The 23293-nt window shown below is 62.0% G+C and carries 23 protein-coding genes; 2 read left to right on the top strand and 21 right to left on the bottom strand.

Translation table 11 applies throughout. The features are described 5' to 3' along the window. Positions 1-29: 29 nt before the first annotated feature. The 19 genes from ureG to RHEC894_RS16960 all read right to left on the bottom strand — a co-directional run bounded on the left by ureG (position 30) and on the right by RHEC894_RS16960 (position 17020). On the bottom strand, positions 30-641 hold the full coding sequence (ureG, locus tag RHEC894_RS16870) for an urease accessory protein UreG (protein ID WP_008534592.1): 612 nt from the start codon (positions 639-641) through the stop codon (positions 30-32). Between the two features lie 88 nt (positions 642-729). After that, complete coding sequence (locus RHEC894_RS16875) at positions 730-1401, bottom strand: urease accessory protein UreF (protein WP_085738128.1); 672 nt, start codon at positions 1399-1401, stop codon at positions 730-732. Between the two features lie 6 nt (positions 1402-1407). After that, a complete protein-coding gene (gene ureE, locus RHEC894_RS16880; RefSeq protein WP_085738129.1) occupies positions 1408-2004 on the bottom strand; it encodes an urease accessory protein UreE in 597 nt (198 codons plus the stop codon). Positions 2005-2088: 84 nt separating this feature from the next. Beyond that, positions 2089-2952 carry a GGDEF domain-containing protein gene (locus RHEC894_RS16885; protein WP_010067688.1) on the bottom strand — a complete coding sequence of 288 codons (864 nt, stop codon included), beginning with the start codon at positions 2950-2952 and terminating at the stop codon, positions 2089-2091. Between the two features lie 330 nt (positions 2953-3282). Then, positions 3283-3954 (bottom strand): TIGR02117 family protein, encoded by a 672-nt coding sequence (locus RHEC894_RS16890; RefSeq protein ID WP_085738130.1) that lies wholly within the window; start codon positions 3952-3954, stop codon positions 3283-3285. Between the two features lie 31 nt (positions 3955-3985). Further along, complete coding sequence (gene ureC / locus RHEC894_RS16895; RefSeq protein WP_085738131.1) at positions 3986-5698, bottom strand: urease subunit alpha; 1713 nt, start codon at positions 5696-5698, stop codon at positions 3986-3988. A 3-nt stretch (positions 5699-5701) separates the two neighbouring features. Beyond that, entirely contained in the window at positions 5702-6340 is a 639-nt protein-coding gene (locus RHEC894_RS16900; protein ID WP_085738132.1) for a Urease operon accessory protein, read from the bottom strand. Between the two features lies 1 nt (position 6341). After that, entirely contained in the window at positions 6342-6749 is a 408-nt protein-coding gene (locus tag RHEC894_RS16905) for a lysozyme inhibitor LprI family protein (protein ID WP_085738133.1), read from the bottom strand. 12 nt (positions 6750-6761) lie between these two features. Beyond that, entirely contained in the window at positions 6762-7067 is a 306-nt protein-coding gene (locus RHEC894_RS16910) for an urease subunit beta (RefSeq protein ID WP_003542314.1), read from the bottom strand. Between the two features lie 10 nt (positions 7068-7077). After that, positions 7078-7326, bottom strand: a complete 249-nt coding sequence (locus RHEC894_RS16915) for a DUF1272 domain-containing protein (protein ID WP_085738134.1) — start codon at positions 7324-7326, stop codon at positions 7078-7080. 9 nt (positions 7327-7335) lie between these two features. Next, positions 7336-7638, bottom strand: coding sequence for an urease subunit gamma (locus RHEC894_RS16920; RefSeq protein WP_003561955.1), 303 nt, complete (start codon positions 7636-7638; stop codon positions 7336-7338). Positions 7639-7666: 28 nt separating this feature from the next. Beyond that, positions 7667-8485, bottom strand: a complete 819-nt coding sequence (locus RHEC894_RS16925; protein WP_085738135.1) for an urease accessory protein UreD — start codon at positions 8483-8485, stop codon at positions 7667-7669. Positions 8486-8637: 152 nt separating this feature from the next. Beyond that, positions 8638-9333, bottom strand: a complete 696-nt coding sequence (urtE, locus tag RHEC894_RS16930; RefSeq protein WP_085738136.1) for an urea ABC transporter ATP-binding subunit UrtE — start codon at positions 9331-9333, stop codon at positions 8638-8640. Between the two features lie 18 nt (positions 9334-9351). After that, a complete protein-coding gene (locus RHEC894_RS16935) occupies positions 9352-9870 on the bottom strand; it encodes a hypothetical protein (protein ID WP_010068678.1) in 519 nt (172 codons plus the stop codon). A 76-nt stretch (positions 9871-9946) separates the two neighbouring features. Then, positions 9947-10702: an urea ABC transporter ATP-binding protein UrtD gene (gene urtD, locus RHEC894_RS16940; RefSeq protein WP_085738137.1), complete on the bottom strand. Its 756-nt coding sequence runs from the start codon at positions 10700-10702 to the stop codon at positions 9947-9949. Between the two features lie 5 nt (positions 10703-10707). Continuing rightward, positions 10708-11871 carry an urea ABC transporter permease subunit UrtC gene (gene urtC, locus RHEC894_RS16945; protein WP_085738138.1) on the bottom strand — a complete coding sequence of 388 codons (1164 nt, stop codon included), beginning with the start codon at positions 11869-11871 and terminating at the stop codon, positions 10708-10710. After that, positions 11868-13520, bottom strand: coding sequence for an urea ABC transporter permease subunit UrtB (gene urtB, locus RHEC894_RS16950; protein ID WP_085738139.1), 1653 nt, complete (start codon positions 13518-13520; stop codon positions 11868-11870). The genes urtC and urtB overlap by 4 nt, the downstream gene beginning before the upstream one ends. 114 nt (positions 13521-13634) lie before the next feature. Next, entirely contained in the window at positions 13635-14927 is a 1293-nt protein-coding gene (gene urtA / locus RHEC894_RS16955) for an urea ABC transporter substrate-binding protein (protein ID WP_085738140.1), read from the bottom strand. 188 nt (positions 14928-15115) lie between these two features. Further along, positions 15116-17020, bottom strand: coding sequence for a phosphatase PAP2 family protein (locus RHEC894_RS16960; RefSeq protein WP_085738141.1), 1905 nt, complete (start codon positions 17018-17020; stop codon positions 15116-15118). 178 nt (positions 17021-17198) lie between these two features. On the opposite strand from RHEC894_RS16960, the gene RHEC894_RS16965 reads away from it, so the two are divergent. After that, a complete protein-coding gene (locus RHEC894_RS16965; protein WP_085738142.1) occupies positions 17199-20585 on the top strand; it encodes an ATP-binding protein in 3387 nt (1128 codons plus the stop codon). Further along, positions 20578-21495: a response regulator transcription factor gene (locus RHEC894_RS16970; RefSeq protein ID WP_085738143.1), complete on the top strand. Its 918-nt coding sequence runs from the start codon at positions 20578-20580 to the stop codon at positions 21493-21495. The genes RHEC894_RS16965 and RHEC894_RS16970 overlap by 8 nt, the downstream gene beginning before the upstream one ends. Before the next feature lie 185 nt (positions 21496-21680). On the opposite strand, the gene RHEC894_RS16975 is transcribed toward RHEC894_RS16970, so the two are convergent. Together RHEC894_RS16975 and RHEC894_RS16980 are read right to left on the bottom strand one after the other, a co-directional pair. Further along, positions 21681-22805, bottom strand: coding sequence for a branched-chain amino acid ABC transporter substrate-binding protein (locus RHEC894_RS16975; RefSeq protein WP_085738144.1), 1125 nt, complete (start codon positions 22803-22805; stop codon positions 21681-21683). Positions 22806-22925: 120 nt separating this feature from the next. Next, positions 22926-23279, bottom strand: coding sequence for a DUF6867 family protein (locus RHEC894_RS16980; protein ID WP_085738145.1), 354 nt, complete (start codon positions 23277-23279; stop codon positions 22926-22928). Between the last annotated feature and the right edge of the window lie 14 nt (positions 23280-23293).

The raw sequence follows: 23293 nt of genomic DNA on the forward strand, positions 1-23293 counted from the left end.
CCGGCAGCCTGATGCGGCGGGCCTGCCCGTTAAAGTCCGCCCTGCTCTCTCAGGAAACTGACGATCGAGCTGACGCCGTCGCCGCGCTTCATATCGGAAAAGACGAAGGGACGGCTTGCGCGCATGCGCGTCGCATCCCGGTCCATCACCTCGAGATCGGCGCCGACATGCGGTGCCAGATCCTTCTTGTTGATGACGAGCAGGTCGGAGCGGGTGATGCCGGGCCCGCCCTTGCGCGGGATTTCCTCGCCTTGGCAGACCGAGATGACATAGATGGTGATATCGGCCAGATCGGGCGAAAAGGTCGCCGCCAGATTGTCGCCGCCGGATTCGATGAAGACGACGTCGAGATCGGGGATACGCTCATTGAGACCGGCGATCGCCTGAAGATTGATCGTCGCGTCTTCGCGAATGGCGGTATGCGGGCAGCCGCCTGTCTCCACACCGACGATACGGTCGGAAGGCAATGCCTGCATGCGCACCAGCGCCTCGGCATCCTCGGTCGTATAGATGTCGTTGGTGACGACCGCGACGGAATAGTCGTCGCGCATCGCCTTGCAGAGCTTTTCGGTCAGCGCCGTCTTGCCCGAGCCGACCGGCCCACCGATGCCGACGCGCAAGGGTCCATTTCTTGATTTCATGTGTGGTTACTCCAATCGAACCGATGATAGCGGCGCTGACGGCGCGCGCCACCGTCAAATGACGCAGTCACACGGATAATTTGATCCGCTAAGAGCGGAAAAGCCGCGTCGCCTGCGTTTCATGGCGGAGGCTGGCGATATCGGCCTGTACCGTCGCCGAGCCGAGATCGTCGAGCGTCGAGCCTGCCGCCCGCCGGGCGGCCTCCGCAATTTGCTCTTCAAGGCCGGCAAGCACGGCAACGCCGTCCTTCTGACCGGCGACGCCGAGGCGAATGCCCGATGAAACCGCCTGCGAAACATAGGCGTGCAGGAAGACCGCGAGCACCTCCTCAGGCCTTATGCCATGCGCGCCCGCAACCGCTCCGACCGCAATGGGATAGGCAACCTTGCCAGGTAGCCTATCGAAAACCTCGTCCGGCCAGGCCCGCGCTGACGCCAGAAAGGCCTCGCCGAGCAGCATCGTTTCCTGATGGCGCTCGCGCGATCCGGCGAGGGCTTCGGCAAGTGCGGCGACTTCGGCAAGGCGCGCGGGTTCCGCCTGGCGCCTGTGGCTCTCAGCCAGAAGCACGGCATCGTTCCAGACCGAGCCATGGCCGATCAGCGAGCCGATCCAAGCCGCAAGCGAGGCCGCATCGGTGACGAGCCCGTCCGCCACCGCCCGCTCCAGCCCGCCCGAATAGGCAAAACTGCCGATCGGGAAGGCCGGCGAGAGCCATGCCGTCAGACGCAGCAATGCCTGCAGTTCAGAGTGCCCCGTCATCGAGCCTCAGTCGTGCTTGTGGCCATGATGCCCGTGGTCGTGATCATGATCCCCCCCGTGGTCATGGTCATGATTGCATCCCGGTCCATGCACATGGTCGTGGCCGTGATCATGTTTGTGGTCATGCCCGTGCTCATGAGCCGCATGACCGTGATCGTGCGAGTGACCGCCATGGGCATGATAGGCTCCGCGTGCCGGCTGGAAGGGCTCGTCGATGTCGAGGACGGTGGCGCCGAGCCCCTGCAGCATGGTGCGAATGACATGATCCCGCAGGATGACGATGCGGTCTTCCTCGATCTGGGCTGCAAGATGGCGATTGCCGAGATGCCAGGCAAGCTCGACCAGATGCGTGCGGTCGCGGCCGCGGACTTCGAAGAGCTTCTCGTCGGCGGCGAGGATCTCGATCAGTTCGCCGTCGTCGCGCACCAGCAGGTCGCCGTTGGCGAAAAGCACCGGGTCCTTGAGATCGAGCATGACCATCTCGCCATTTTCCAGATGCAGCAGCTTGCGGCGCAGATGGCGCAGATCATGCGGCAGCTTGACCTGGGCGGTCGGATGGGAGGACGGGGTTCCGGCGGGAAGATAGGAGGTAACGCGCTGCATGATATGTCCGTTTTGCTGAGGCGACCATGCAAAATAGCCTCTCCCGACGCAAGCACCAATGGCCTTTTGCTCAGGAGCCGGCTTTTATATTCCGTAGGCCTGCATCACGTTGTCGCCCCCCTGCCCTCTGCTCTCGGCATCGGGGCTGGTTTCGGAAAGCCCGTGCCAGGCATGGTGCAGCCCCTCCCGCTCATGCACGACGCGATTGCGTCCGAGCGCCTTGGCCAGGTAGAGCGCCCGGTCGGCGGAGGCATAGACCTGCTGCTTGCTGCGCCCGGCGACGAGATCGGCCACGCCGCCGGAAATGGTGATGCCGATATTGTGCCCCTCCGTCACGATCGGTCCACCCGCGATCCTTGCCCGCACCGCCTGGATCCGCTCCAGTCGCGCCTCCAGCGGTTCGCCGGAGACGATGACGCCGAATTCCTCGCCGCCGAGGCGCGCGACGACGGACAATTCGTCGAAGGTCGAGGTCAGAACGGCCGAGACAGCCGTAATGACCGCATCGCCGCAGGCATGGCCGAAACGATCGTTGATCGCCTTGAAGCGGTCGACATCGAATATGACGAGCGAGGCGTTGCTCTCGGTATTCTCGAGCGCCTCGCTAAAGGCACGCCGGTTCAGGAGGCCGGAGAGCGTGTCCGTGCGGCTGAGCTTTTCGAACTCCGCTCGCGATAGCGTCAGCTCGTGCAGGGCAAAACCAGCCGCCAGCGACAGCATGCCGGAAACCGTCCCGCCGACGAGCCAGGAAAAAATGGCGCCGAAGCCGAGTGCATGCGAGAGCGTCACCGGCAGCAGCCCCAAAAAGCCGAGCGGCGGTATCGTCAGCGACATGATGACGCCGGAGAGAACGACGGCAAGAAAGCTCATCTTCAAAGCGAAGAGATAGACGTTCCTGCGATGTTGAAAATTACCGAAATCGGCCTGCAGCGACATCCAGTTTTTCATGAGAATCAACCTTCCTGTCCGGCGTTGCAAGGCATTGATAAGAGGCCAATTGCTGCGGGTGTCTTAATCGAACCGTTAAAATTCGAACGGTTTCGGACGATTCGGTGGACAGATTTTTTCTAGCAGGAGATGCAGCCTCCCAATCCCTGAATCGGACAAGGCAGAGAGACACTCAGGTATTTGATTTAAAACAGCTTTGTCGGATTGCACGGTCAGGCTGTTCCAGAATGGTCTACTTTGGGGAAATACCGGTTCTTCCATTAAATTTCACAACCATATGGGGAACTCCAGTTACACTTCACCTCAACAGCGGACGGGCCGGCGGCTGCATCAATTGTAGACACCGAGAGACAATCGCAATGATTGTGGAAGGGGATTCCATAGACCGGTTCGAAGCCCGGCCGAGCGGAGCGCAGCCGCCGTCCAGGTGTTGCAGCCGAAGAGAGCGTTGAAATATCCCTTGGCCTCGAAGAACCGATCGATCTCGCCGTAACCGGCGTCCGGGATCGGCACCACCGCGCCCGCTTCGCGAACGAAGCTGTCGGAGATGAATTTGCGCAGCCGCGCCATTTGATCGTCGCCGATATCGAATGCCGCAATCGTGGGCTGCGGCTCGGTGATGTGGCCGGCAAGGTCGATATGCAGCACCGAACGGTCGATCGTCAGCGCCCGCAGAACCGGCAGCGGCTTCAGCTGCCCCCAGGTCGGGGTCTCCAGATAGAAGGCACGGCCGCCCCAGCCGATGATGAGCCATTCCGCATTCGGATGGCCGAGCGGAAAATCGGTACCGTCGAGGAAGGAAAAGGCCGCCCGCGTCTCCTCGTCGAGCGGAATGGCAATATCGGTATGGATCGGCCCCGACAGCAGGAGCACCCGGTGCATAGCCGCCGCGGGCGACGCCTCGACCGGGGCAATCAGCGGCCGCGGAATGAAGGTTCCGCAGACCGCCGAAAACACGATCAGGAATACGATCCGCAGCAACCAGCGGATGCCTGTCCTCATCGGAACCACCAGTCGCACATCGGATGTGCGCCTAAAACAGGAAATAGCGCTGCGCCATCGGCAGCACCGTCGCCGGTTCGCAGGTCAGCAATTCGCCGTTCGCCCTGACCTCGTAGGTCTCCGGATCGACCTCGATCTCCGGTGTCAGGTCGTTATGGATCATCGATGCCTTGGAGATGCCGCCGCGCGTATTCTTCACCGCCACCAGCTCCTTGGCAACGCCGAGCCGGCCCCTCAGGCCGGCATCGAGCGAGGCCTGGCTGACGAAAGTGACGGAGGAATTGGTGAGGCTCTTGCCATAGGAGGCGAACATCGGCCGGTAGTGCACCGGCTGCGGCGTCGGGATCGAGGCGTTCGGATCGCCCATCGGAGCCGCAGCAATCGAGCCGCCGAGCAGCACCATGTCGGGCTTCACGCCGAAGAAGGCCGGGTTCCAGAGCACGAGGTCGGCGCGCTTGCCGATCTCGATCGAACCGATCTCATGGCTGAGACCGTGAGCAATCGCCGGATTGATCGTGTATTTGGCGATATAGCGGCGAACGCGGAAATTGTCGTTATCGCCCTTTTCCTCCTTCAGCCGGCCGCGCTGGCGCTTCATCTTGTCGGCCGTCTGCCAGGTGCGGATCGCCACCTCGCCGACGCGGCCCATGGCCTGGCTGTCGGACGAGATGATCGAAAAGGCGCCGATATCGTGCAGAATGTCTTCCGCCGCGATCGTCTCCTTGCGGATACGGCTTTCGGCAAAGGCGATATCCTCGGGGATTGACGGCGACAGGTGATGGCAGACCATCAGCATGTCGAGATGCTCGGCGATGGTGTTGACCGTATAGGGCCGCGTCGGATTGGTCGACGATGGAATGACGTTCGGCTGGCCGCAGATCTTGATGATATCGGGCGCGTGCCCGCCGCCCGCCCCTTCGGTGTGGAAGGCATGGATGGTACGGCCCTTGATGGCGCCGATCGTATCTTCGACGAAGCCGCTTTCGTTCAGCGTATCGGTGTGGATCATCACCTGCACGTCATAGTCGTCGGCGACCGACAGGCAGCAGTCGATGGCGCCAGGCGTCGTGCCCCAGTCCTCGTGCAGCTTCAGCGAGGTGGCGCCGGCCAGCACCATCTCGGTCAAAGCCCCCGGCAGTGATGCATTGCCCTTGCCGGCAAAAGCGAGGTTCATCGGGAAAGCGTCGGCCGCCTCGATCATGCGCGCGATGTGCCAGGGACCGGGCGTGCAGGTGGTGGCAAGCGTGCCGTGCGCCGGCCCCGTGCCGCCGCCGAGCATGCAGGTCATGCCTGACATCAACGCTTCCTCTATCTGCTGCGGCGCGATGAAGTGGATATGGCTGTCCATGCCGCCGGCGGTCACGATCTTGCCTTCGGCGGCGATCGCCTCCGTGCCCGGGCCGACGATGATGTTGACGCCCGGCTGCATATCCGGATTGCCCGCCTTGCCGATCGCAGCGATGCGGCCGTTCTTCAGCCCGATATCGGCCTTGTAGATGCCCGAATGATCGACGATCACCGCATTGGTGATGACGGTATCGACCGCGCCGTCTGCCCGTGTCACCTGGCTCTGGCCCATGCCGTCACGGATCACCTTGCCGCCGCCGAACTTCACCTCCTCGCCATAGGTGGTGAAATCCCTTTCGATCTCGATGAAGAGCTCCGTATCGGCAAGGCGCACCTTGTCGCCGGTGGTCGGTCCGAACATGCCGGCATAGGCGGCGCGAGAGATCTTGTAGGGCATTCATCAAGCTCCATGGGAGGAAGAGAAAAATATTTTTCCGCCAAGCCGCGAGAGGCGGCCGGCGGCAACATAGGTATCGACAAGCTGCCTTTCGGCCGCAAACGGATGCCATTCCCAGCCGGCGTGACCGAAGCCGGCCAGCATCACCTCGGCATCGACGAATTTATTCAATACTTCGGCAATGACGATCATGCCGCTGCTCGGCACCACATAGGACGCCGGGGCAAAGGCCGAAAGCGAGGCGTCAACCGCTTCGTGGACCGCCTTGCCGACGACGACATGCGTCTTGCCGGTCTCGGCGCAAAAGGCAGCGAACGCGTCCGTATAATCGTCGCAGAAATCGTCGAGATCGGGATGCGAGACGGCAAGTGGCGCCCGCATCGCGGCAAATTTTTGCGGGTCGCGCACGCTCCAGATTTCGCGCGCCGCGACGATGCCGGGATGATCCCGCCATTCCTGAGAGCCGAGCATCGCCTTGGCCGGCCGGCCGGTATTGCAGACCGCAACGGCATCCGTGCGGCTGCCGCCGGCGCCGTAGGAGCGGCAATCATTGAAGCGGATGACGAAATCGGCGGCATCGATGACGCCTGCCTGTCCTTCCCCGACCTCGCCATTGCCGACGATTACGATCTTTTTGATCACCTCAGTTGCCCATCGTGTCGGCGAGCTCTTTCAGCTCTTTCGTGCGTTTATCGGTCTCTTCGGCCAGACATCCGGCAACCAGCATCGGCTCCATCGTGCCGCCGCGGGCCTGAAAGCCGAAGGCATCGCATTGGGCGTCGCGATAATCGATCCAGGCGCGCTGCGCTTTGACCAGCGCCTTTTCCGCACCCTTCATGTCGCCGTCGAGATCCTTGTCGATCGCCACCATGGCGGCACGCGTCTTCTTGTATTGCTCGTTCAGCGCCTTGTCGGCAGTCTCATGGCGCGCGACCTCACAGGACGTCATGTCCGACTGCGTCTTCGGATTCTGGCAATCGACATCCTGGGCGGAGGCCGCACCTGAAGCCAGCAGCATCGCGGTCCCGAAGAGGCAAATCTTCAAACGCATGCGCTCCTCCCGTTAAAGCTTGCCCATCACCAGCTGACGGAAGCCATAGACCTCACGCTTGCCGGAAAGCGGGATCAGCGTCACCGAACGCGTCTGCCCGGGCTCGAAGCGCACGGCCGTGCCCGCCGGAATATCGAGACGCTTGCCATGCGCCGCTGCGCGATCGAAGGAAAGCCCGGCATTGGTTTCGGCGAAATGATAGTGGCTGCCGACCTGCACCGGCCGGTCGCCGGTATTGGAAACCTCAAGCGTCACCGTCGGCGCGCCGGCATTCAGTTCGATGTCGCCGCTGGCGGCAATGATTTCGCCCGGAATCATCTCGTTCTCCTTAAGCCGCCTTGGGCGCGCAACCCTCGGCCTTCAGCACACGTTTTGTCGACGCCGGATTTTTGGCGAGCCTATCAGCCGGCCGAATGGGTCTGGCAACGAGATTGCCGCCGCAGTTCGGGCAGGCACCCTTCAACACACCGTCGACGCAATCGGCGCAGAAGGTGCAATAGGTGCAGATTCGCGCCTCCGCGCTATCAGGCGGCAGGTCCTTGTCGCAGCATTCGCAATTGGATCTGAGCTCAAGCATGCTCTCTCCTCACCGGATCGGTTCGTGGACGGTGACGAGCTTGGTTCCATCCGGGAACGTCGCCTCCACCTGCACGTCGTGGATCATCTCGGCGATGCCCTCCATCACCTGGTCGCGGCCGATCACATGGGCGCCGGCCTCCATCAGCTCAGCGACGGGGCGGCCGTCGCGGGCGCCTTCGACGACGAAATCGCTGATCAGCGCGATCGCCTCGGGATAGTTCAGCTTGACGCCGCGCTCCAGCCGCCGCCGCGCCACCATCGCCGCCATCGATATCAGCAGCTTGTCTTTTTCTCTCGGAGTGAGGTTCATTACGTACCCATCTGCTTCGTGCTTAAATTCATAGATTCCAGACTTTCGGCACAGGCGCACCGTTGCGCAAGGTGGAAATGACCGGGATCAGGATTTTTCTGAGCGAGAAGCCGTCGGCTGCCGCAAGGCGCACGACGAGCTTGTCGTTCCAGGCGCTGGCGCCGCCCATCGACCGCTCGACGAGCGGGCGGACCTTGCCGAGATAGGCTTCCGCCAGCGGCCCGGCGTAAAGCAGTGTCGCAAAGGCCACCTGCCCGCCGAGCACGGCCCGGCGCCCAGCCAGCGCCGAAATACCTTCGGAAAGCTTCAAGTCCTCGGCATGGATCAGTCGGCCCGAACGGCGGATGCGCCAGCGGTCGCGAAAGAACCCGGTCTCCACCGCCTCACCCATCGCCTTGCGGCCGAGCAGCACGGCTTCGACGGCCAGGAATTCGGCACTTTCGTCGACATTGACATCGAGCCGGCGGAACAGTGAAGCGCGGTCGAACAGGATCGTTTCCTGCGGCAGCCAGTCGACCCGCGCCCCCACCCCCACTTCGATGCTGGTCGTCACCTCGGCGATGCCGGCCGATGCCTTGTAGATCTTTTCGCAGGCCTGGGTGGTGACGTCGATCTTCGTGCCGGCGCCGGCAACGATGCTCCAGTCCATCCGGTCGCCGCCGGTCAGCCCGCCCGCGGTATTGATGATGACGGCTTCCATCGAGGCGTCGAACGTGTCGGGCAGGCGGATCTTCGCCGCGCCCTCCTGATAGAGCTCGCGGAGGCGCGTGCGGTCGTCGAGCAGCCTTGCCGCCAGATGCCCGCGTCCTTCCGCTCTTTGCGGTCTCGTGCTGGCCGCCGCTATCATCTCCAAGTCCCTTTTGTTCGCGCCCCGGCTTTTACTCAAGCGCGCGGATAGCGGAAAGCAAGCAATTCCCATGCCGTCCGGGGATGCCTTTAGCGGACGCAGGAGATTTGCGAAGTCCCGCATTTCCTGCCGCAAAACGCGGCATCTGCCCGTCAAACAGTCAGATGACGGCGAGCCTCCGGCGTATCCAGCGTCTCTGCCAGTCCTTCATGAACGATCTCGCCGCGATCCATGATGTAGACGTAATCGGCAAGCTCCCGGCAGAAATCCAGATATTGTTCGACGAGCAGGATCGCCATGCCGGTGGAATCGCGGAGATAGCGGATCGCCCGGCCGATATCCTTGATGATCGACGGCTGGATGCCCTCGGTCGGCTCGTCGAGCACGAGGATCTTCGGCCGAGTCACCATGGCGCGCCCGATCGCCAACTGCTGTTGCTGCCCGCCGGAAAGATCACCACCGCGACGCGACAACATCGACTTCAGCACAGGGAAGAGACTGAAGATGTCGTCGGGAATGTTACGGTCGCGGCGGCCAAGCGGGGCAAAGCCGGTTTCGAGATTTTCCTTGACGGTGAGCAGCGGGAAGATTTCACGGCCCTGCGGCACATAGCCGATGCCCTGCTTCGCCCGGGCAAAGGGCGGCAGGCCGTTCAGCCTGGTATCGTTGAAGGTGACGGTGCCGGCCGACAGCGGATGCTGGCCGGTCACGGCACGCAGAAGCGAACTCTTGCCGACGCCGTTGCGCCCCAGCACGCAGGTGATCTTGCCCATCTCCGCCCTGACGGAGATGCCGCGCAACGCCTGGGCGGCGCCGTAATGCAGGTTTGCGTTTTCGACTGTCAGCATCCGTTCACCCGTTCCCCATCAATTCATCAGCGTGCGCCTCAGCGTCTGCAGGGCGTGCTCCTGTTCTTTCGTGCTTTCGCCGCCGGCCGCGGCGACGTCCTCGGCAATATCAATCAGTTGCCGGCGCTCCTGCATGTCGAGCGCCTTTAACCAGAGATCCCGGAACCGGCGGATCGGGTCTTCGGGACTGTTGACGTTCTTGGACGCCCATTCGCCGAAAACCAGCACCTCGTCCATATCGCCAGGCCGGATGATCCCCTTCATGCGGCTGCGGATGACATCCTTGGCCGCGTCGAGATACATCGGCTTCTCCTTGGCAAGGCAGAAGAAGAAAGCCACCGCCGCAATCGCCGGATCGGCGATCGAGGCGAGCGGCGCCGCCTCCGCCTGCTTGCGGCGCTTTCCGCGCCTGTAAGCGCCCCGCATGCGCTCGACGGAATCGATGATCTCGTTTCCCGCCTCACGCATCATTTTAAAACGCCAATACCAGATGACCGCGCCGCTGAGCGCCGCGACAAAAATACCGAGAAAAGCCATGATGAAACCCCACAATGAAACCCGCTCGTTTTAGAGCGTCTTCTTCTGTCAGGTTCAAGCCTGGAAGTTGCATTCCTCACCGTCCCAAATAGTTCTCGATCACCTTTGGATCGGAGCTGACGAAATCGATCGACCCTTCGGCCAGCACCGATCCTTCCGCAAGGCACGTGACCTTGACGCCGAGGTCGCGGATAAAGCCCATATCGTGCTCAACGACGACCACCGACCGGGTCCTGGCGATATCCTTGAGCAGGATCGCCGTTTCCGCCGTCTCCGCATCGGTCATACCGGCCACCGGCTCGTCGACCAGCAGGAGTTTCGGCTCCTGTGCGAGCAGCATGCCGATTTCCAGCCACTGCTTTTGCCCATGCGAAAGGTTGGCGGCGAATTCGTCGCGGCGGTGCGTCAGCCGCACCGTTTCGAGGATCTCCTCGATGCGAGCCTTGTCCTCGCCCGAAAGCCGATAGAACAGCGTCGAGAACACGCCACGGCGACGGTTCAGCGCCAGCTCCAGATTGTCCCAGACCGTATGACTTTCGAAGACCGTCGGCTTCTGGAATTTGCGGCCGATGCCGAGTTGGGCAATGTCGGCCTCGTCCCTCCGGGTGAGATCGACGGTGCCGTTGAAGAACACTTCGCCTTCGTCGGGCCTTGTCTTGCCGGTGATGATATCCATCATCGTCGTCTTGCCGGCGCCGTTCGGGCCGATGATGGCGCGAAGCTCGCCGGGTTCGATGACGATCGAGAGCGAATTCAACGCCTTGAAGCCATCGAAGGAAACCGAGACGCCGCTGAGATAAAGCACGCTGGTGGGTTTGACGTCGGGAATCACTGTGCTTACTCCGCTGCCTGGATTTTCGGTTCGATGCCGTCTTCCCGCGCCGCGGGCGGGACGGCAGCGGAAACGGCTTTCCGTTTGCCGAGATATTGCGCGACGGTGCCGACGACGCCCTTCGGCAGGAACAGGGTGACGGCGACGAAGAGGCCGCCGAGTGCAAACAGCCAGAACTCCGGAAAGAGACCGGTGAAGATCGTCTTGCCGCCGTTGACGAGGATTGCGCCGATGATCGGCCCGATCAGCGTCGCCCGCCCACCGACCGCCGTCCAGATGACGACTTCGATCGAGTTGGCCGGCGCGAATTCGCCGGGGTTGATGATGCCGACCTGCGGCACGTAGAGCGCTCCGGCAATGCCCGCCATCATCGCCGAGACGACGAAGGTGAAGAGCTTGAAATGCTCGACGCGGTAGCCGAGGAAGCGCGTGCGGCTTTCGGCATCACGCACCCCGACCAGCACCTTGCCGAACTTCGAACGAACGATCGCTGAAGCAAGCAGCAGCGACAGCGCCAGGAAGATCGCGGTTGCCGCAAACAGGGCGGCACGTGTGCCGTCGGCCTGGACGTTGAAGCCGAGAATGTCCTTGAAATCGGTCAGACCGTTGTTGCCGCCGAAACCCATGTCGTTGCGGAAGAAGGCGAGCAACAGCGCATAGGTCATCGCCTGGGTGATAATCGAGAGATAGACGCCGTTGACGCGTGAGCGGAAGGCGAACCAGCCGAAAACGAAAGCAAGCAGGCCGGGCACGACGAGAACCATCAGCGCCGCAAACCAGAAATGGTTGAAGCCGTACCAGAACCAGGGCAGATCCTTCCAGTTCAGGAACACCATGAAGTCGGGCAGGATTGGGTCGCCGTAGCTGCCACGGGTGCCGATCTGGCGCATCAGATACATGCCCATCGCATAACCACCGAGCGCGAAGAAGGCGCCGTGGCCGAGCGAGAGGATGCCGCAGAAGCCCCAGACGAGATCGAGTGCCAGCGCCAGCAGCGCATAGGTCAGGTACTTGCCGAACAGCGCCATGACATAGGTCGGGATATGCAGCGGGTTGGTCGGGCCCGTCATCAGGTTCAGGACGGGAACGAGAATGGCGACCAGAAGCAAGAGGGCGATGGCAATGACGATCTTGTGATCGAGAGACCGGAGAAGGAAGGCCGTTATCATGCTTCCACCGCCCTTCCTTTGAGTGCGAAGAGCCCACGCGGACGCTTCTGGATGAAGAGAATGATGAGGACGAGCACCAGGATTTTGCCGAGGACGGCGCCGGCAAAGGGCTCGAGGAACTTGTTGACGACGCCGAGCGACAGCGCCCCGACCAGCGTGCCCCATAGATTGCCGACACCGCCGAAGACGACGACCATGAAGCTGTCGATGATGTAGGACTGGCCGAGGTTCGGCGAGACGTTGTCGATCTGGCTGAGCGCCACGCCGGCAATGCCGGCGATGCCCGAACCGAGCGCGAAGGTGAAGGCGTCGACCCAGCCGGTGCGGATCCCCATCGACGAGGCCATGCGCCGGTTCTGCGTGACGGCGCGCATCTGCAGGCCGAAGGCGGAGCGTTTCAACAGCATGAGCAGTGCCAGGAACACGACCATCGAGAAGAGGATGATCCAGAGCCGGTTCCAGGTGATGGCGAGCCCGCCGAGATCGAAGGCGCCGGACATCCAACTCGGATTGCGAACCTCGCGATTGGTCGGGCCGAAGATGCTGCGCACCGCCTGCTGCAGGATCAGCGATACGCCCCAGGTGGCGAGCAGCGTTTCGAGCGGCCGGCCATAGAGATAGCGGATGACGGCGCGCTCGATGACCAGACCGACGAAGCCGGTAAAGACGAAGGCGGCGGGCACCGCGAAGGCCAGGGAATAATCGGCCAGTTCCGGAAAGGCGGCAACCACGTATTCCTGCACGACATAGGTCGTGTAGGCGCCGATCATCACCATTTCGCCATGCGCCATGTTGATGACGCCCATGACGCCGAAGGTGATCGCAAGGCCGATCGCCGCCAGCAGCAGCACCGAACCGAGGGACAGGCCATACCAGACGTTCTGGGCGACGTCCCACAGCGTCAGGTCGCGATTGATGGAGTTGATGTTCGACTGGATCGCCGGCTTCAAATCATCGGGCGCGGTTTCGAGCGTGGTCGTGAGAATGGTCAGCGCATCGCGATTGCCGCGCGCCGCGATCGTATCGATTGCAGCCTTCTTGTCCTCGACGCTCGCATCGGTCTTCAAGAGCAGCACAGCGCGCGCCGCTTCCATCGTATTCTTGATCTCCGCGTCCTTTTCGGCCGCAAGCGCCGAATTCAGCAGCTCGAGATTGGCGGGATCGGCATCTTTCAGCAGTCCTTGTGCCGCGGCAAGCCGCGCGGAACGATCCGGGCTCATCAGCGTCAGCTGGCTGTTGGCGGCACCGATGACGCCGCGAAGGGCGTTGTTGATCTTGACCTTGGTCATCAGATCCGGATCGACATCATCAGCGGCTTCACCGGTGATCGGATCGGAATAAGTCGGTTCCTCATCGGTCCCGCCCTGCAGGAGAACCGGGCCGCCATCGGAGTTGACGTAGAGAAGGCCGTCGCTCAACTGCTGCAGGATCTGGCTGACATGCGGGTCCTTGGAGGCGACCAGCGCCTTGATTGCCGCTTCGCGATCCGAGAAGTCGCCGACGCCGAGCGCGTCGATGAGGACATGGATATCGCCCTCGGCCCGAACGTCGCCCGAAAATGACAGACTTGAAAATGACAGGCCCGAAAACATTAGGCCCGAAAACATTAGGCAAAGCGTGATGAGGAAAATCTTTGTGGCGCGATACATCGGCTTTTTCGCCCTTGATATCGTTGGCGTTGCGGCGCAATCGCTGGGACGGGAGCTTCCGCCCGGGGTCTGACCCGGACGGAAGCAACTCGGCATCGATCGTTCGAAGATCTATCAGGAGCCCTTGCCGCCGCATTTGCCGGTTGCAACGTTGAAGTTGCCGCAGGACATCGGCTTGCGCCAATCGGAGATCAGATCCTTGGAGTCCGGAAGGTAATCCGACCATTCGTCGCCGACGACGGCAGGCGTCTGCTGGACGATTTCGAACTGGCCGTTGGCCTGGATTTCACCGATCAGCACGGGCTTGGTGATGTGGTGGTTCGGCATGACGGTCGCATAACCGCCGGAGAGGTTTGGAACACTGACGCCGATGATGGAGTCGAGAACCTTGTCGGTATCGGTCGTGCCGGCAGCCTGGACGGCCTTAACCCATGCATTGAAGCCGATATACGCAGCTTCCATCGGGTCGTTCGTCACGCGCTTGTCGTTCTTGGTGTAAGCGTGCCAGTCCTTGATGAACTTCTTGTTGGCCGGGCTTTCGACCGACTCGAAATAGTTCCAGGCAGCGAGATGGCCGACAAGCGGCTTGGTGTCGAGACCGGCAAGTTCTTCTTCACCGACCGAGAAGGCGACGACGGGAATGTCGGTTGCCTTGATGCCCTTATTGCCCAGCTCCTTGTAGAACGGAACGTTGGCGTCGCCGTTGATCGTCGAGACGACGGCGGTCTTCTTGCCGGCCGAACCGAATTCCTTGATCTTGGCAACTTCGGTCTGCCAGTCGGAGAAGCCGAACGGCGTGTAGTTGGTCATGATGTCTTCTTTCGGAATACCCTTCGAAATCAGGTATGCCTCAAGAATCTTGTTGGTCGTGCGCGGATAGACGTAGTCTGTACCTTCGAGCACGAAGCGTTTGACGCCCTCTTTTTCCATCAGGTAGTCGACGGCCGGAATTGCCTGCTGGTTCGGAGCCGCACCGGTGTAGAAAATGTTGCGCGAGGATTCTTCGCCTTCGTACTGCACGGGATAGAAGAGCAGCGAATTGAGCTCTTCGAAAACAGGCAGGACGGATTTGCGCGAGGACGAGGTCCAGCAGCCGAAGACGGCGGCGACTTTGTCCTTTTCGATCAGCTCGCGTGCCTTTTCGGCAAACAGCGGCCAGTCGGAAGCCGGATCGACGACGACGGCCTCGAGCTTCTTGCCGAGAAGGCCGCCCTTCTTGTTCTGCTCGTCGATGAGCATCAGCATGGCGTCTTTCAGCGTGGTTTCGGAAATCGCCATCGTGCCGGAAAGCGAATGCAATACGCCGACTTTGATCGTGTCTTCGGCGGCAACCGCGCCCTGGAAAGCGGCCGATGCCGCCATGACGGCACCGAGCGCCGCGCCGGTGATCGTGGATCTGAGATTCATTTGGTTGAGCCCCTCTTCTTGTTCCGCAACAGGCCGGAAACGGAATTTAACTGTTGCCGAGGGGACTATCGGGTGCTGCATCGCAAAAACACATACGCAAAATGACGTAGGTGCAGGGGGCAAACGAACAGGCCGGAAAGCGAAGGGCATCCCCGCAATTGGGAATGCCCTCTTGGTTCGAGAAGAAATTATCCTTCGATCGTCAGGGTGACGGAGGTCGGGCCGTAAGAGAGGCTGGCCTTGTGGCCGGAGATGGTGAGCTTGCCGAAGGTGCCGGAAAGGGTGCTGGCCTTCAGGATCTCGATCTTCGTTCCTGCCGCCGGGACAAAACCATCGGCAAGCGTCACATCGAGATCGCCGGCCAGCGCTGCTTTGCCCTCGACCGCCAGCGTGCCGGCACCGTTCGCACCGAGCGCCAGTTTCGCCGTCGCATTGGCAGACTGCTGATAGTCGCCGCCGACCGTCAGCGGTTTGTCGGCCGCCACAACGAGCGAACCGCCATCGACCGTCAGTCCCCCGCTGCCGAAAGCCGAGGACGATCCGGCCACCAGCGCGCCCTCTTCGAGTACCGTGCCGCCGGCATAGCTGTTGGCGCCGGAAAGGCCGAGGATGCCGCTGCCGCGCTTCACCAGCTTGCCTTTGCCGCCGATATCGTTGCGCCAGGTGTCGATCGCATTGAAGCCGCCCTTTGCTGCGTCCATCGCCACGGCCACATCCTGGTCGAAGGCGCCGTACCCGTCGGCGGCGGCAAACAGGTTGAGACGGCCGTAACCTTCCGCATCGTCGAGGAGCGGATAGCCCGAGGCGATCTCCGTCGTCTTCAGCACCTCGCGGCGCTGCTCGACGTCGAGATAGGGCAGACGCGTTTCGAGAAGCGCTTCGGCGCCCTGCGGCACGCGGGCCGGCCGATCGGTCGGATGGATCGTCGGCAGGCCGTAGCTCAGGCGCTGCAGCACATAGGCGCGATTGGCGTCATGATCGGCGAAGCGGTCCGCGGCGATCGGCTCCGCATGCGCAGCGACTTCGAGCGCGCCCGCATCGGCAACGCCCGACTTGGCGATGAGCCAGGATTGTGCCTGGGCGTAGGCATCGCTCTTCAGCGCTGCATTGTCGGCCTTGTTCAGATTGTAGACGACCGTCGCGGTGCCGAGCATGCGGCCGCCCATCACATCGAGAGGGGAATGCATGCCGGCAAGGATGCGATCCTCGCCCAGCTCGCTGGCGCGCGTGATCATTTCCTGGAAGCGCTGCGGCACGAGATAGGCCATGGCGAGCGCATCCCGCCAGGCTTCAGCCGTATGGCCGCTCGGGAACCCGCCGTCCTCGACCGGCTTGCCGCTCTTGGCGGGCTCGAGAGTGGGGACGACCGAAACGTCCTGGCTCCAGCGGTAGGGACGGCCATATTTGAAATAGCGCTTGGCGGGCTCCGTCGAGCCGTCACCGCTGGCGGCGTTGATGAAGTCGATTGCGAGGCCCATGTCCGGATTGGAATCGGTCTTGTTTTCGGTGTCCGGCTTGCTGCCGGCGCCGCGATTGTTGCCCTTATCGTCATATTTGACGGTCGTCGCATCGGCGGCCACCTCGGTGATCGTGGTGGTCTGCTTGGAGCCGGCCTTCCAGGCAGCCGTCAGCGGACCGAGGCCATCGACGATGCTGGCATTCTTGCCGCGTCGGTCGTCGAGATAGGCGGCTACCGCCTGATCGGCCGTCCGCGCCCGTGTCGCCTTGACGACATAAGCGATGTTGGCGTCATGCACCGCCTGATTGACGATCTGGCCGTCGGTCTTGCTGGCAGGAATGCCATCCCAATCCGTCTTGGCGACCGCAGGGCAATTGTCCTTGGCCGGGGCTTCGACACCCGCATCGACGAAAGGCGTGCGCGGGGTCCAGATTTCGAGGAAGCCGGAGAGAAGGTGAACGGCAGCATTGGTGTCCACCGTCGAGAAGCAGGCGTCACCGCGCTTGTTGGTATTTCCGGCCTCCGCATAAGGCGCTTTTGCCGCGGTGGCCTGCTCGGCGCTGGCAAACGATGGCACGATGGACAGAAGGCAGACGAGGGCGGTGCTCAGGCGGCAAAGGCTTAAAGCAGACATGGTGATACCCGAAATCGTTGAACGAACGCCGGGACAGTTAGAGCGCTTATGTGACAGATCAATTGCAAAAATATTGCCATTCTGTAAACCGGCCGGTGCCCGCCTCTTGCCTTTCCCAGCCATCCCGCCAAAACTGGCTGGAAGACGATGAGCCCAACCGGAATGCCGAAAGGAAGACATGGCAGCGCGCCAACGCATCATTCCGGTAAGACGCGAATATAATCGCTGGGTCGCCAACCAGACGCTCGAAGATTACGCGCTGCGCTTCACCGCAAAGAGCGCCCGCCATTTCTCTTCGCAGCGCATCTCGCAGACGGCGATCGGCGCGATCTCCTTCCTGGCGCTCGAAGCGATCGGCGGCGCGATCACCCTCTCCTACGGCACCACCAACGCCTTTTACGCCATTATCGTCGCCTCGATCGCCATGCTGGCGATCGGCCTGCCGATCAGCCGCTATGCCATCCGCCACGGCGTCGACATCGACCTTCTGACGCGCGGCGCCGGCTTCGGCTATATCGGCTCGACCATCACCTCGCTGATCTATGCGAGCTTCACCTTCATGCTGTTTGCGATCGAGGCCTCGATCATGTCCGGCGCGCTGGAGCTCACCCTCGGCATCCCGCTCTGGATCGGCTATATCCTCAGCGCCGTCATGGTCATCCCGCTGGTGACGCACGGCGTGCGGCTGATCAGCAAATTCCAGCTGATGACCCAGCCCTTCTGGATCGTGCTGAATATTCTGCCCTTCATCTTCATCGCCTGTTTGGACTGGGAAAAGTTCGATCTGTGGCGCGCCTTTGCCGGCATCCACCATGCTTCGGGTCCACCCGGCACCGTCGCCGATTTCGATCTGGTCGAGTTCGGCGCAGCCTCGGCCGTCATCCTGGCACTGATGTCGCAAATCGGCGAACAGGCCGACTTCTTGCGCTTCCTGCCGCCGGAGCCGCGGCGCAAATGGCGCCATCGCCTCGCCGTCTTCCTCGCCGGACCCGGCTGGGTCATTATTGGCGCGCCAAAACTTCTTGCCGGTTCCTTCCTGGTCGTGCTGACCTTCGCCTCGGGCGTGCCGCTCGACCGCGCTGCCGACCCGGCACAGATGTATCTGACCGCCTTCGGCTACATGGTCCCCTGGCACAATGCGGCGCTGCTGTTGATGGCCGCCTTCGTTGTCGTCTCGCAGTTGAAGATCAACGTGATGAATGCCTATGCCGGCTCGCTCGCCTGGTCGAACTTCTTCTCGCGGCTGACCCACAGCCATCCCGGCCGCGTCATCTGGCTGGTCTTCAACGTCGCAATCGCCCTGCTCTTGATGGAGCTCGGCATCTACCGGCTGCTGGAGGAAACGCTCGGCATCTTCTCGATCGTCGCCATGGCCTGGCTCTGCACGATCTCCGCCGATCTCTTCATCAACAAGCCGCTGGGACTGGCGCCCCCCGGCATCGAGTTCAAGCGCGCCCATCTCTACGACGTCAATCCGGTCGGCCTCGGCGCCATGACGTTGTCGGCGACGGTGTCGCTGATCGCCCATTTCGGCGCCTTCGGCGAAATCGCCGCCTCGCTCGCTCCCTATATCACCCTCGTCATCGCCCTGGTCGCCTCACCCGTGCTCGCCTGGGCGACGAAAGGCAGGTTCTATCTCGCCCGCAAACCGCGCCAGAGCTGGAAGACCCTGACGAACATCACCTGCTCGGTCTGCGAGCACCCGTTCGAGCCGGAAGACATGGCCTGGTGCCCGGCCTATGCCGCGCCGATCTGCTCGCTCTGTTGCTCGCTGGACAGCCGCTGCCACGACATGTGCAAACCGGCCGCCCGTTTCAACGCCCAGGTCGGCACCGTCGCCAAGGCACTGCTGCCGGAAACTGTTCTGGGCAAGCTGACGACGCGCCTCGGCCGCTACGGCATTGCCGTCGTGCTGGCACTGACCGCCATCGGCGCAATCCTGGCGATGATCGCCCATCAAGTTGCCGCCGCCTCACCCGAGACGGCCGAGGTCGTCAACCGCACGATCCTCATCGTCTTCTTCGTCTTCTCGATGATTTCAGGCGTCGTCTGCTGGTTCTATGTGCTCGCCCATGACAGCCGTGTCGTGGCCGAAGAGGAATCCTCGCGGCAAAACACCCTGCTGCTGAAGGAAATCGCCGCCCACAAGAAGACCGACACCGCCCTGCAGAACGCCAAGGAGACGGCCGAGGCCGCCAATCGCGCCAAGAGCCGCTACGTCGTGGGCTTGAGCCACGAACTGCGCACGCCGCTCAACGCCGTGCTCGGTTATGCCCAGATCCTCGAGCGCGACGAGACCATTCCGGCGCCGCGCCAATCCTCGATCAAGGTCATCCGCCGCAGCGCCGAACACCTCTCCGGGCTGATCGACGGCCTGCTCGATATTTCCAAGATCGAAGCCGGCCGCCTGCAGGTCTATTCCAACGAGATCAACATCCAGGATTTCCTCGACCAGATCGTCGACATGTTCCGCCCGCAGGCGCAGGCGAAAGGGCTCGCCTTCGTCCATCAGCGTTCGCCGGCCGTGCCGCAATTCGTCCGTACCGACGAAAAGCGGCTGCGTCAGATCCTCGTCAACCTGCTCTCCAATGCCATCAAATTCACCGATGAAGGCAGTGTGACCTTCGATGTCGGCTATCGCAGCCAAGTGGCGACCTTCACTGTCACCGATACCGGCCGCGGCATCACCGAGAGGGATCTGAGCCGCATTTACGAACCCTTCCAGCGTGGCGAAGCCGAAAGCGTGCGGCCGATGCCAGGCCTCGGCCTCGGCCTCACCATCACCCGGCTTCTGACCAACACGCTCGGCGGCGAGATTTCGGTTTCGAGCATCAAGGACGAAGGTTCGACCTTCCGTGTCCGCCTCATGCTGTCGGCCGTCATGCGCGCCATGGCCGCCGCACCGCAGGAGAAACGCATCGCCGGTTACGACGGTCCGCGCCGCACGATCGTTGTCGTCGACGATAACGAAGACCATCGCGAGATGATGCGTGAAATCCTGGCGCCGCTCGATTTCATCGTGCTGACGGCGGCAGGCGGCGCCGAATGCCTGACGCTGATCGAGGGAATTATACCGGACCTCTTCCTTGTCGATATCCTGATGCCCGGCATGAACGGCTGGCAGCTCGTCTCGCGTTTGCGCGAGGCCGGTCAGACCGCACCGGTGCTGATGCTTTCGGCCAATATCGGTGATGCGGCGGTTCTCGGCGACAGTGACGACAGCCACAATGATGCGATCGGCAAACCGGTCGACATCCGTCAGCTGCGCGACAAACTCGCTCTGCATCTTGGCCTGACGTGGATCTATGCCGACGCCGCGACCGCCGTTCCCGTCAAGACCGAAGCGCCGATGCGGAGTCCCGGTGCCGCCCATGTGCAGGAATTGCTGCGGCTCGGCGAAATCGGCTATATCAGAGGCATCGAAGCCAAGCTTTCGGACCTTGCCAAGGTGGAGGCAAATCAGCCATTCACCGAGAAACTCCGCGCCTATGTCGCCGCCTTCGATCTCGCCGGCTTCATGACCTTCCTGCACGACTTCGACGAAAAGGTGGAATCCATTGGCTGAGCCGGCCCTGCCCCGCGACATCGTTCTGCTCGTCGACGACTCGCCCGAAGCGCTCGGCTTTCTGACCGACGCGCTCGAACAATCCGGCTTTTCCGTACTGATCGCCACATCGGGCACGGCAGCACTTGGCATCGTCGAGCGCATCACACCCGATCTCATCCTGCTTGACGCCGTCATGCCCGCCATGGATGGATTCGAAACCTGCCGCAGGCTGAAAGCGAATGCCGCTGTCGCCCAGGTGCCCGTCATCTTCATGACCGGCTTGACCGAGACCGAGCACGTCGTGCACGCGCTGGAATCCGGCGGTGTCGATTACCTCAGCAAGCCGATCAACATCGACGAATTGCGCGCCCGCATCCGGGTCCATCTGCGCAACGCTCGCTCGGCCCAAAGCGCCCGCGTCGCGCTCGACGCCGCCGGCCGCCATCTGCTGGCCGTCAAGGGCGATGGCGCTATCCATTGGTCGACGCCGCAGGCGACACGGCTGGTCAATGCCGCCATGGGCAGCGACGACGGCATGGAAATCGTCGTTCGCCATATCGCCGGCTGGATGCGCAACCGCGTCGCTGCGGTGCGCGACGGCATCATCTCGATCGCCCATGCCGGCCAGGCGGCGCTGCAGCTCGCCTTTCTCGGCGCGATCGGCCCCGACGAATATCTCTTCCGCCTCACCGCCGCCAATCAGCGCAGTGACGACGAGATGCTGCGCCAGCGCTTCTCGCTCACCCAGCGCGAATCCGAAGTGCTGCTCTGGATCGCCAAGGGCAAAGCCAACCGCGACATCGGCGAGATATTGGGACTGTCGGCGCGCACGGTGAACAAACACCTCGAACAGATCTACGTGAAGCTCGGCGTCGAGAACCGGGCATCGGCCGCCGTCAAGGCGACGCATGTGCTGCACGAGATGTGAGGGATATTGGGCGGCATCGCCGCCGGGATTGCCGAGGACCTTCGTGACAGCCGGCAATTGACGGAAATCGTCGGCGCCAGATAAGCGGCACGGAGGCAAACGGAAATTCAGCTCCCCACAGAACGAAAGAAGCCCGGCCGAAACCGGGCTTCCATCAGATCGTAGTACCAATAAGCAAGCTAAGCTTACTTAGCTTCCTGCGGGACGTAGGTGTACTTGCCGTCCGCGCCCTTCTTCCATTCGTACATGATGTAGCCAGGAATCTTCGGGTCGCCCTTTTCGTCGAACGAAATGTCGCCGAGAACCGTCGGGAACGGACCCTTTTCCTTCATGGCCGTGGCGACAGCTTCAGGATCCACCGAACCGGCAGCCTTGGCGGCTCCCGCGATCGCCTGCATCGCAGCGTAGGAGTAGAGCGTATAGGCTTCCGGGTTGAAGCCGGCGGCCTTGAACTTTTCGACGAGTTCCTTGTTGGCCGGGTTCAGCGTCGGATCGGGGCCGAAGGTGTTGAGCGTACCGGCAACGGCGTCACCAGCGATCGAGGCCAGTTCGTTCGAAACGATACCGTCGCCCGAAACCAGCGTTGCCTTCAGGCCCTGGTCGGCGGCCTGACGAATGATGAGACCGGCTTCAGTGTGCAGACCGCCCCAATAGATAATCGAGACGCCGGCTTCCTTCATCTTGGCGATGAGGGCCGAGAAGTCCTTGTCGCCGACGTTGATGCCTTCGTACATGACTTCCGTCAGACCGGCGGCATTCATCGCCTTCTTGGTTTCGTCGGCAAGACCCTGACCGTAAGGCGTCTTGTCGTGAACGACGGCGATCTTGGCGTCCTTGAAGTGATCGGCGAGATACTTGCCGGCGATGGCGCCCTGCTGGTCGTCACGGCCGCAGGTGCGGAACGTGTTCCAGAGGCCCCGTTCGGTGAACTTCGGGTTCGTAGCAGCCGGGGTGATTTCGAGGATGCCGTTTTCGGCATAGACTTCCGAAGCCGGGATCGAAACGCCCGAGTTGAAGTGGCCGATGACGAACTTGACGCCGTCAGCAACGAACTTGTTGGCGACCGAGATGCCCTGCTTCGGGTCGGAGACGTCGTCGCCGAGCTCGATCTTGATCTGCTCGCCGTTGATGCCGCCAGCAGCGTTGATGTCGGCGGCCGCCTGCTCGGCGCCCTTCTGGAGCTGAGCGCCGAATGCGGCGTTCGGGCCGGTCAGCGGACCAGCGACAGCGATGAGGACGTCGGCCCAAGCGTTGCCGCTGAAGGCGACCATCGCCGTCAGAGCCACTGCCGACAGAAGAGACTTCTTCATATTGTTACTCCCAATTTTTGGGCGGGTTCCGGTCCAAGGCCCGACGCATTACCCACCATTGACTGCGCCAGGAAAGCTGTTCCACTCTGAAGGCAATTCATGCCTAGTTTCAACGGACTGTCAATGTTTGTCCTTCCACGAAAACGCGGAAGTTTTTTCGTACAGCCAGTAATAGTTGTTGACCATCTGGTTGGTGCGGCGAAAGCGGAAGCCGGCCGTTGCAAAGACCAGCAGCGTGACGAAATCGATGCCATAGTAGACGGCGTCGAGCATCGGCCCGTCGAACAAGGCGTGGTGCAGAAACTGCATCGCCCAGGCAAGCAGGAAGGTGTAGATCACGGCTAACGGATAATTGTTCCAGCCGTCCGCCACAGCCTTACCGGCTCGCCAGGCCGTCCAGAAGCCGATCAGCACGACGAGGCCCCGAATGACAACTCGGACACCGGCATCGCTTTCGAAGAAAAGTCCCTGCATGTTAAACTCTCCCT

Source organism: Rhizobium sp. CIAT894, from assembly GCF_000172795.2.
Classification (GTDB): Bacteria; Pseudomonadota; Alphaproteobacteria; order Rhizobiales; family Rhizobiaceae; genus Rhizobium.

Bases quoted from the DNA above. Each gene is read 5' to 3' on its own strand.
- RHEC894_RS16905 (WP_085738133.1), bottom strand. From the start codon at position 6,749: ATGCGTTTGAAGATTTGCCTCTTCGGGACCGCGATGCTGCTGGCTTCA.
- RHEC894_RS16890 (WP_085738130.1), bottom strand. From the start codon at position 3,954: ATGAGGACAGGCATCCGCTGGTTGCTGCGGATCGTATTCCTGATCGTG.
- RHEC894_RS16885 (WP_010067688.1), bottom strand. From the start codon at position 2,952: ATGAAAAACTGGATGTCGCTGCAGGCCGATTTCGGTAATTTTCAACAT.
- RHEC894_RS16935 (WP_010068678.1), bottom strand. From the start codon at position 9,870: ATGGCTTTTCTCGGTATTTTTGTCGCGGCGCTCAGCGGCGCGGTCATC.
- RHEC894_RS16975 (WP_085738144.1), bottom strand. From the start codon at position 22,805: ATGAAGAAGTCTCTTCTGTCGGCAGTGGCTCTGACGGCGATGGTCGCC.
- urtB (WP_085738139.1), bottom strand. From the start codon at position 13,520: ATGTATCGCGCCACAAAGATTTTCCTCATCACGCTTTGCCTAATGTTT.
- RHEC894_RS16915 (WP_085738134.1), bottom strand. From the start codon at position 7,326: ATGCTTGAGCTCAGATCCAATTGCGAATGCTGCGACAAGGACCTGCCG.
- ureE (WP_085738129.1), bottom strand. From the start codon at position 2,004: ATGCAGCGCGTTACCTCCTATCTTCCCGCCGGAACCCCGTCCTCCCAT.
- RHEC894_RS16980 (WP_085738145.1), bottom strand. From the start codon at position 23,279: ATGCAGGGACTTTTCTTCGAAAGCGATGCCGGTGTCCGAGTTGTCATT.
- RHEC894_RS16920 (WP_003561955.1), bottom strand. From the start codon at position 7,638: ATGAACCTCACTCCGAGAGAAAAAGACAAGCTGCTGATATCGATGGCG.
- urtE (WP_085738136.1), bottom strand. From the start codon at position 9,333: ATGCTGACAGTCGAAAACGCAAACCTGCATTACGGCGCCGCCCAGGCG.
- urtC (WP_085738138.1), bottom strand. From the start codon at position 11,871: ATGATAACGGCCTTCCTTCTCCGGTCTCTCGATCACAAGATCGTCATT.
- ureG (WP_008534592.1), bottom strand. From the start codon at position 641: ATGAAATCAAGAAATGGACCCTTGCGCGTCGGCATCGGTGGGCCGGTC.
- urtA (WP_085738140.1), bottom strand. From the start codon at position 14,927: ATGAATCTCAGATCCACGATCACCGGCGCGGCGCTCGGTGCCGTCATG.
- RHEC894_RS16960 (WP_085738141.1), bottom strand. From the start codon at position 17,020: ATGTCTGCTTTAAGCCTTTGCCGCCTGAGCACCGCCCTCGTCTGCCTT.
- RHEC894_RS16965 (WP_085738142.1), top strand. From the start codon at position 17,199: ATGGCAGCGCGCCAACGCATCATTCCGGTAAGACGCGAATATAATCGC.
- RHEC894_RS16875 (WP_085738128.1), bottom strand. From the start codon at position 1,401: ATGACGGGGCACTCTGAACTGCAGGCATTGCTGCGTCTGACGGCATGG.
- RHEC894_RS16925 (WP_085738135.1), bottom strand. From the start codon at position 8,485: ATGATAGCGGCGGCCAGCACGAGACCGCAAAGAGCGGAAGGACGCGGG.
- RHEC894_RS16910 (WP_003542314.1), bottom strand. From the start codon at position 7,067: ATGATTCCGGGCGAAATCATTGCCGCCAGCGGCGACATCGAACTGAAT.
- ureC (WP_085738131.1), bottom strand. From the start codon at position 5,698: ATGCCCTACAAGATCTCTCGCGCCGCCTATGCCGGCATGTTCGGACCG.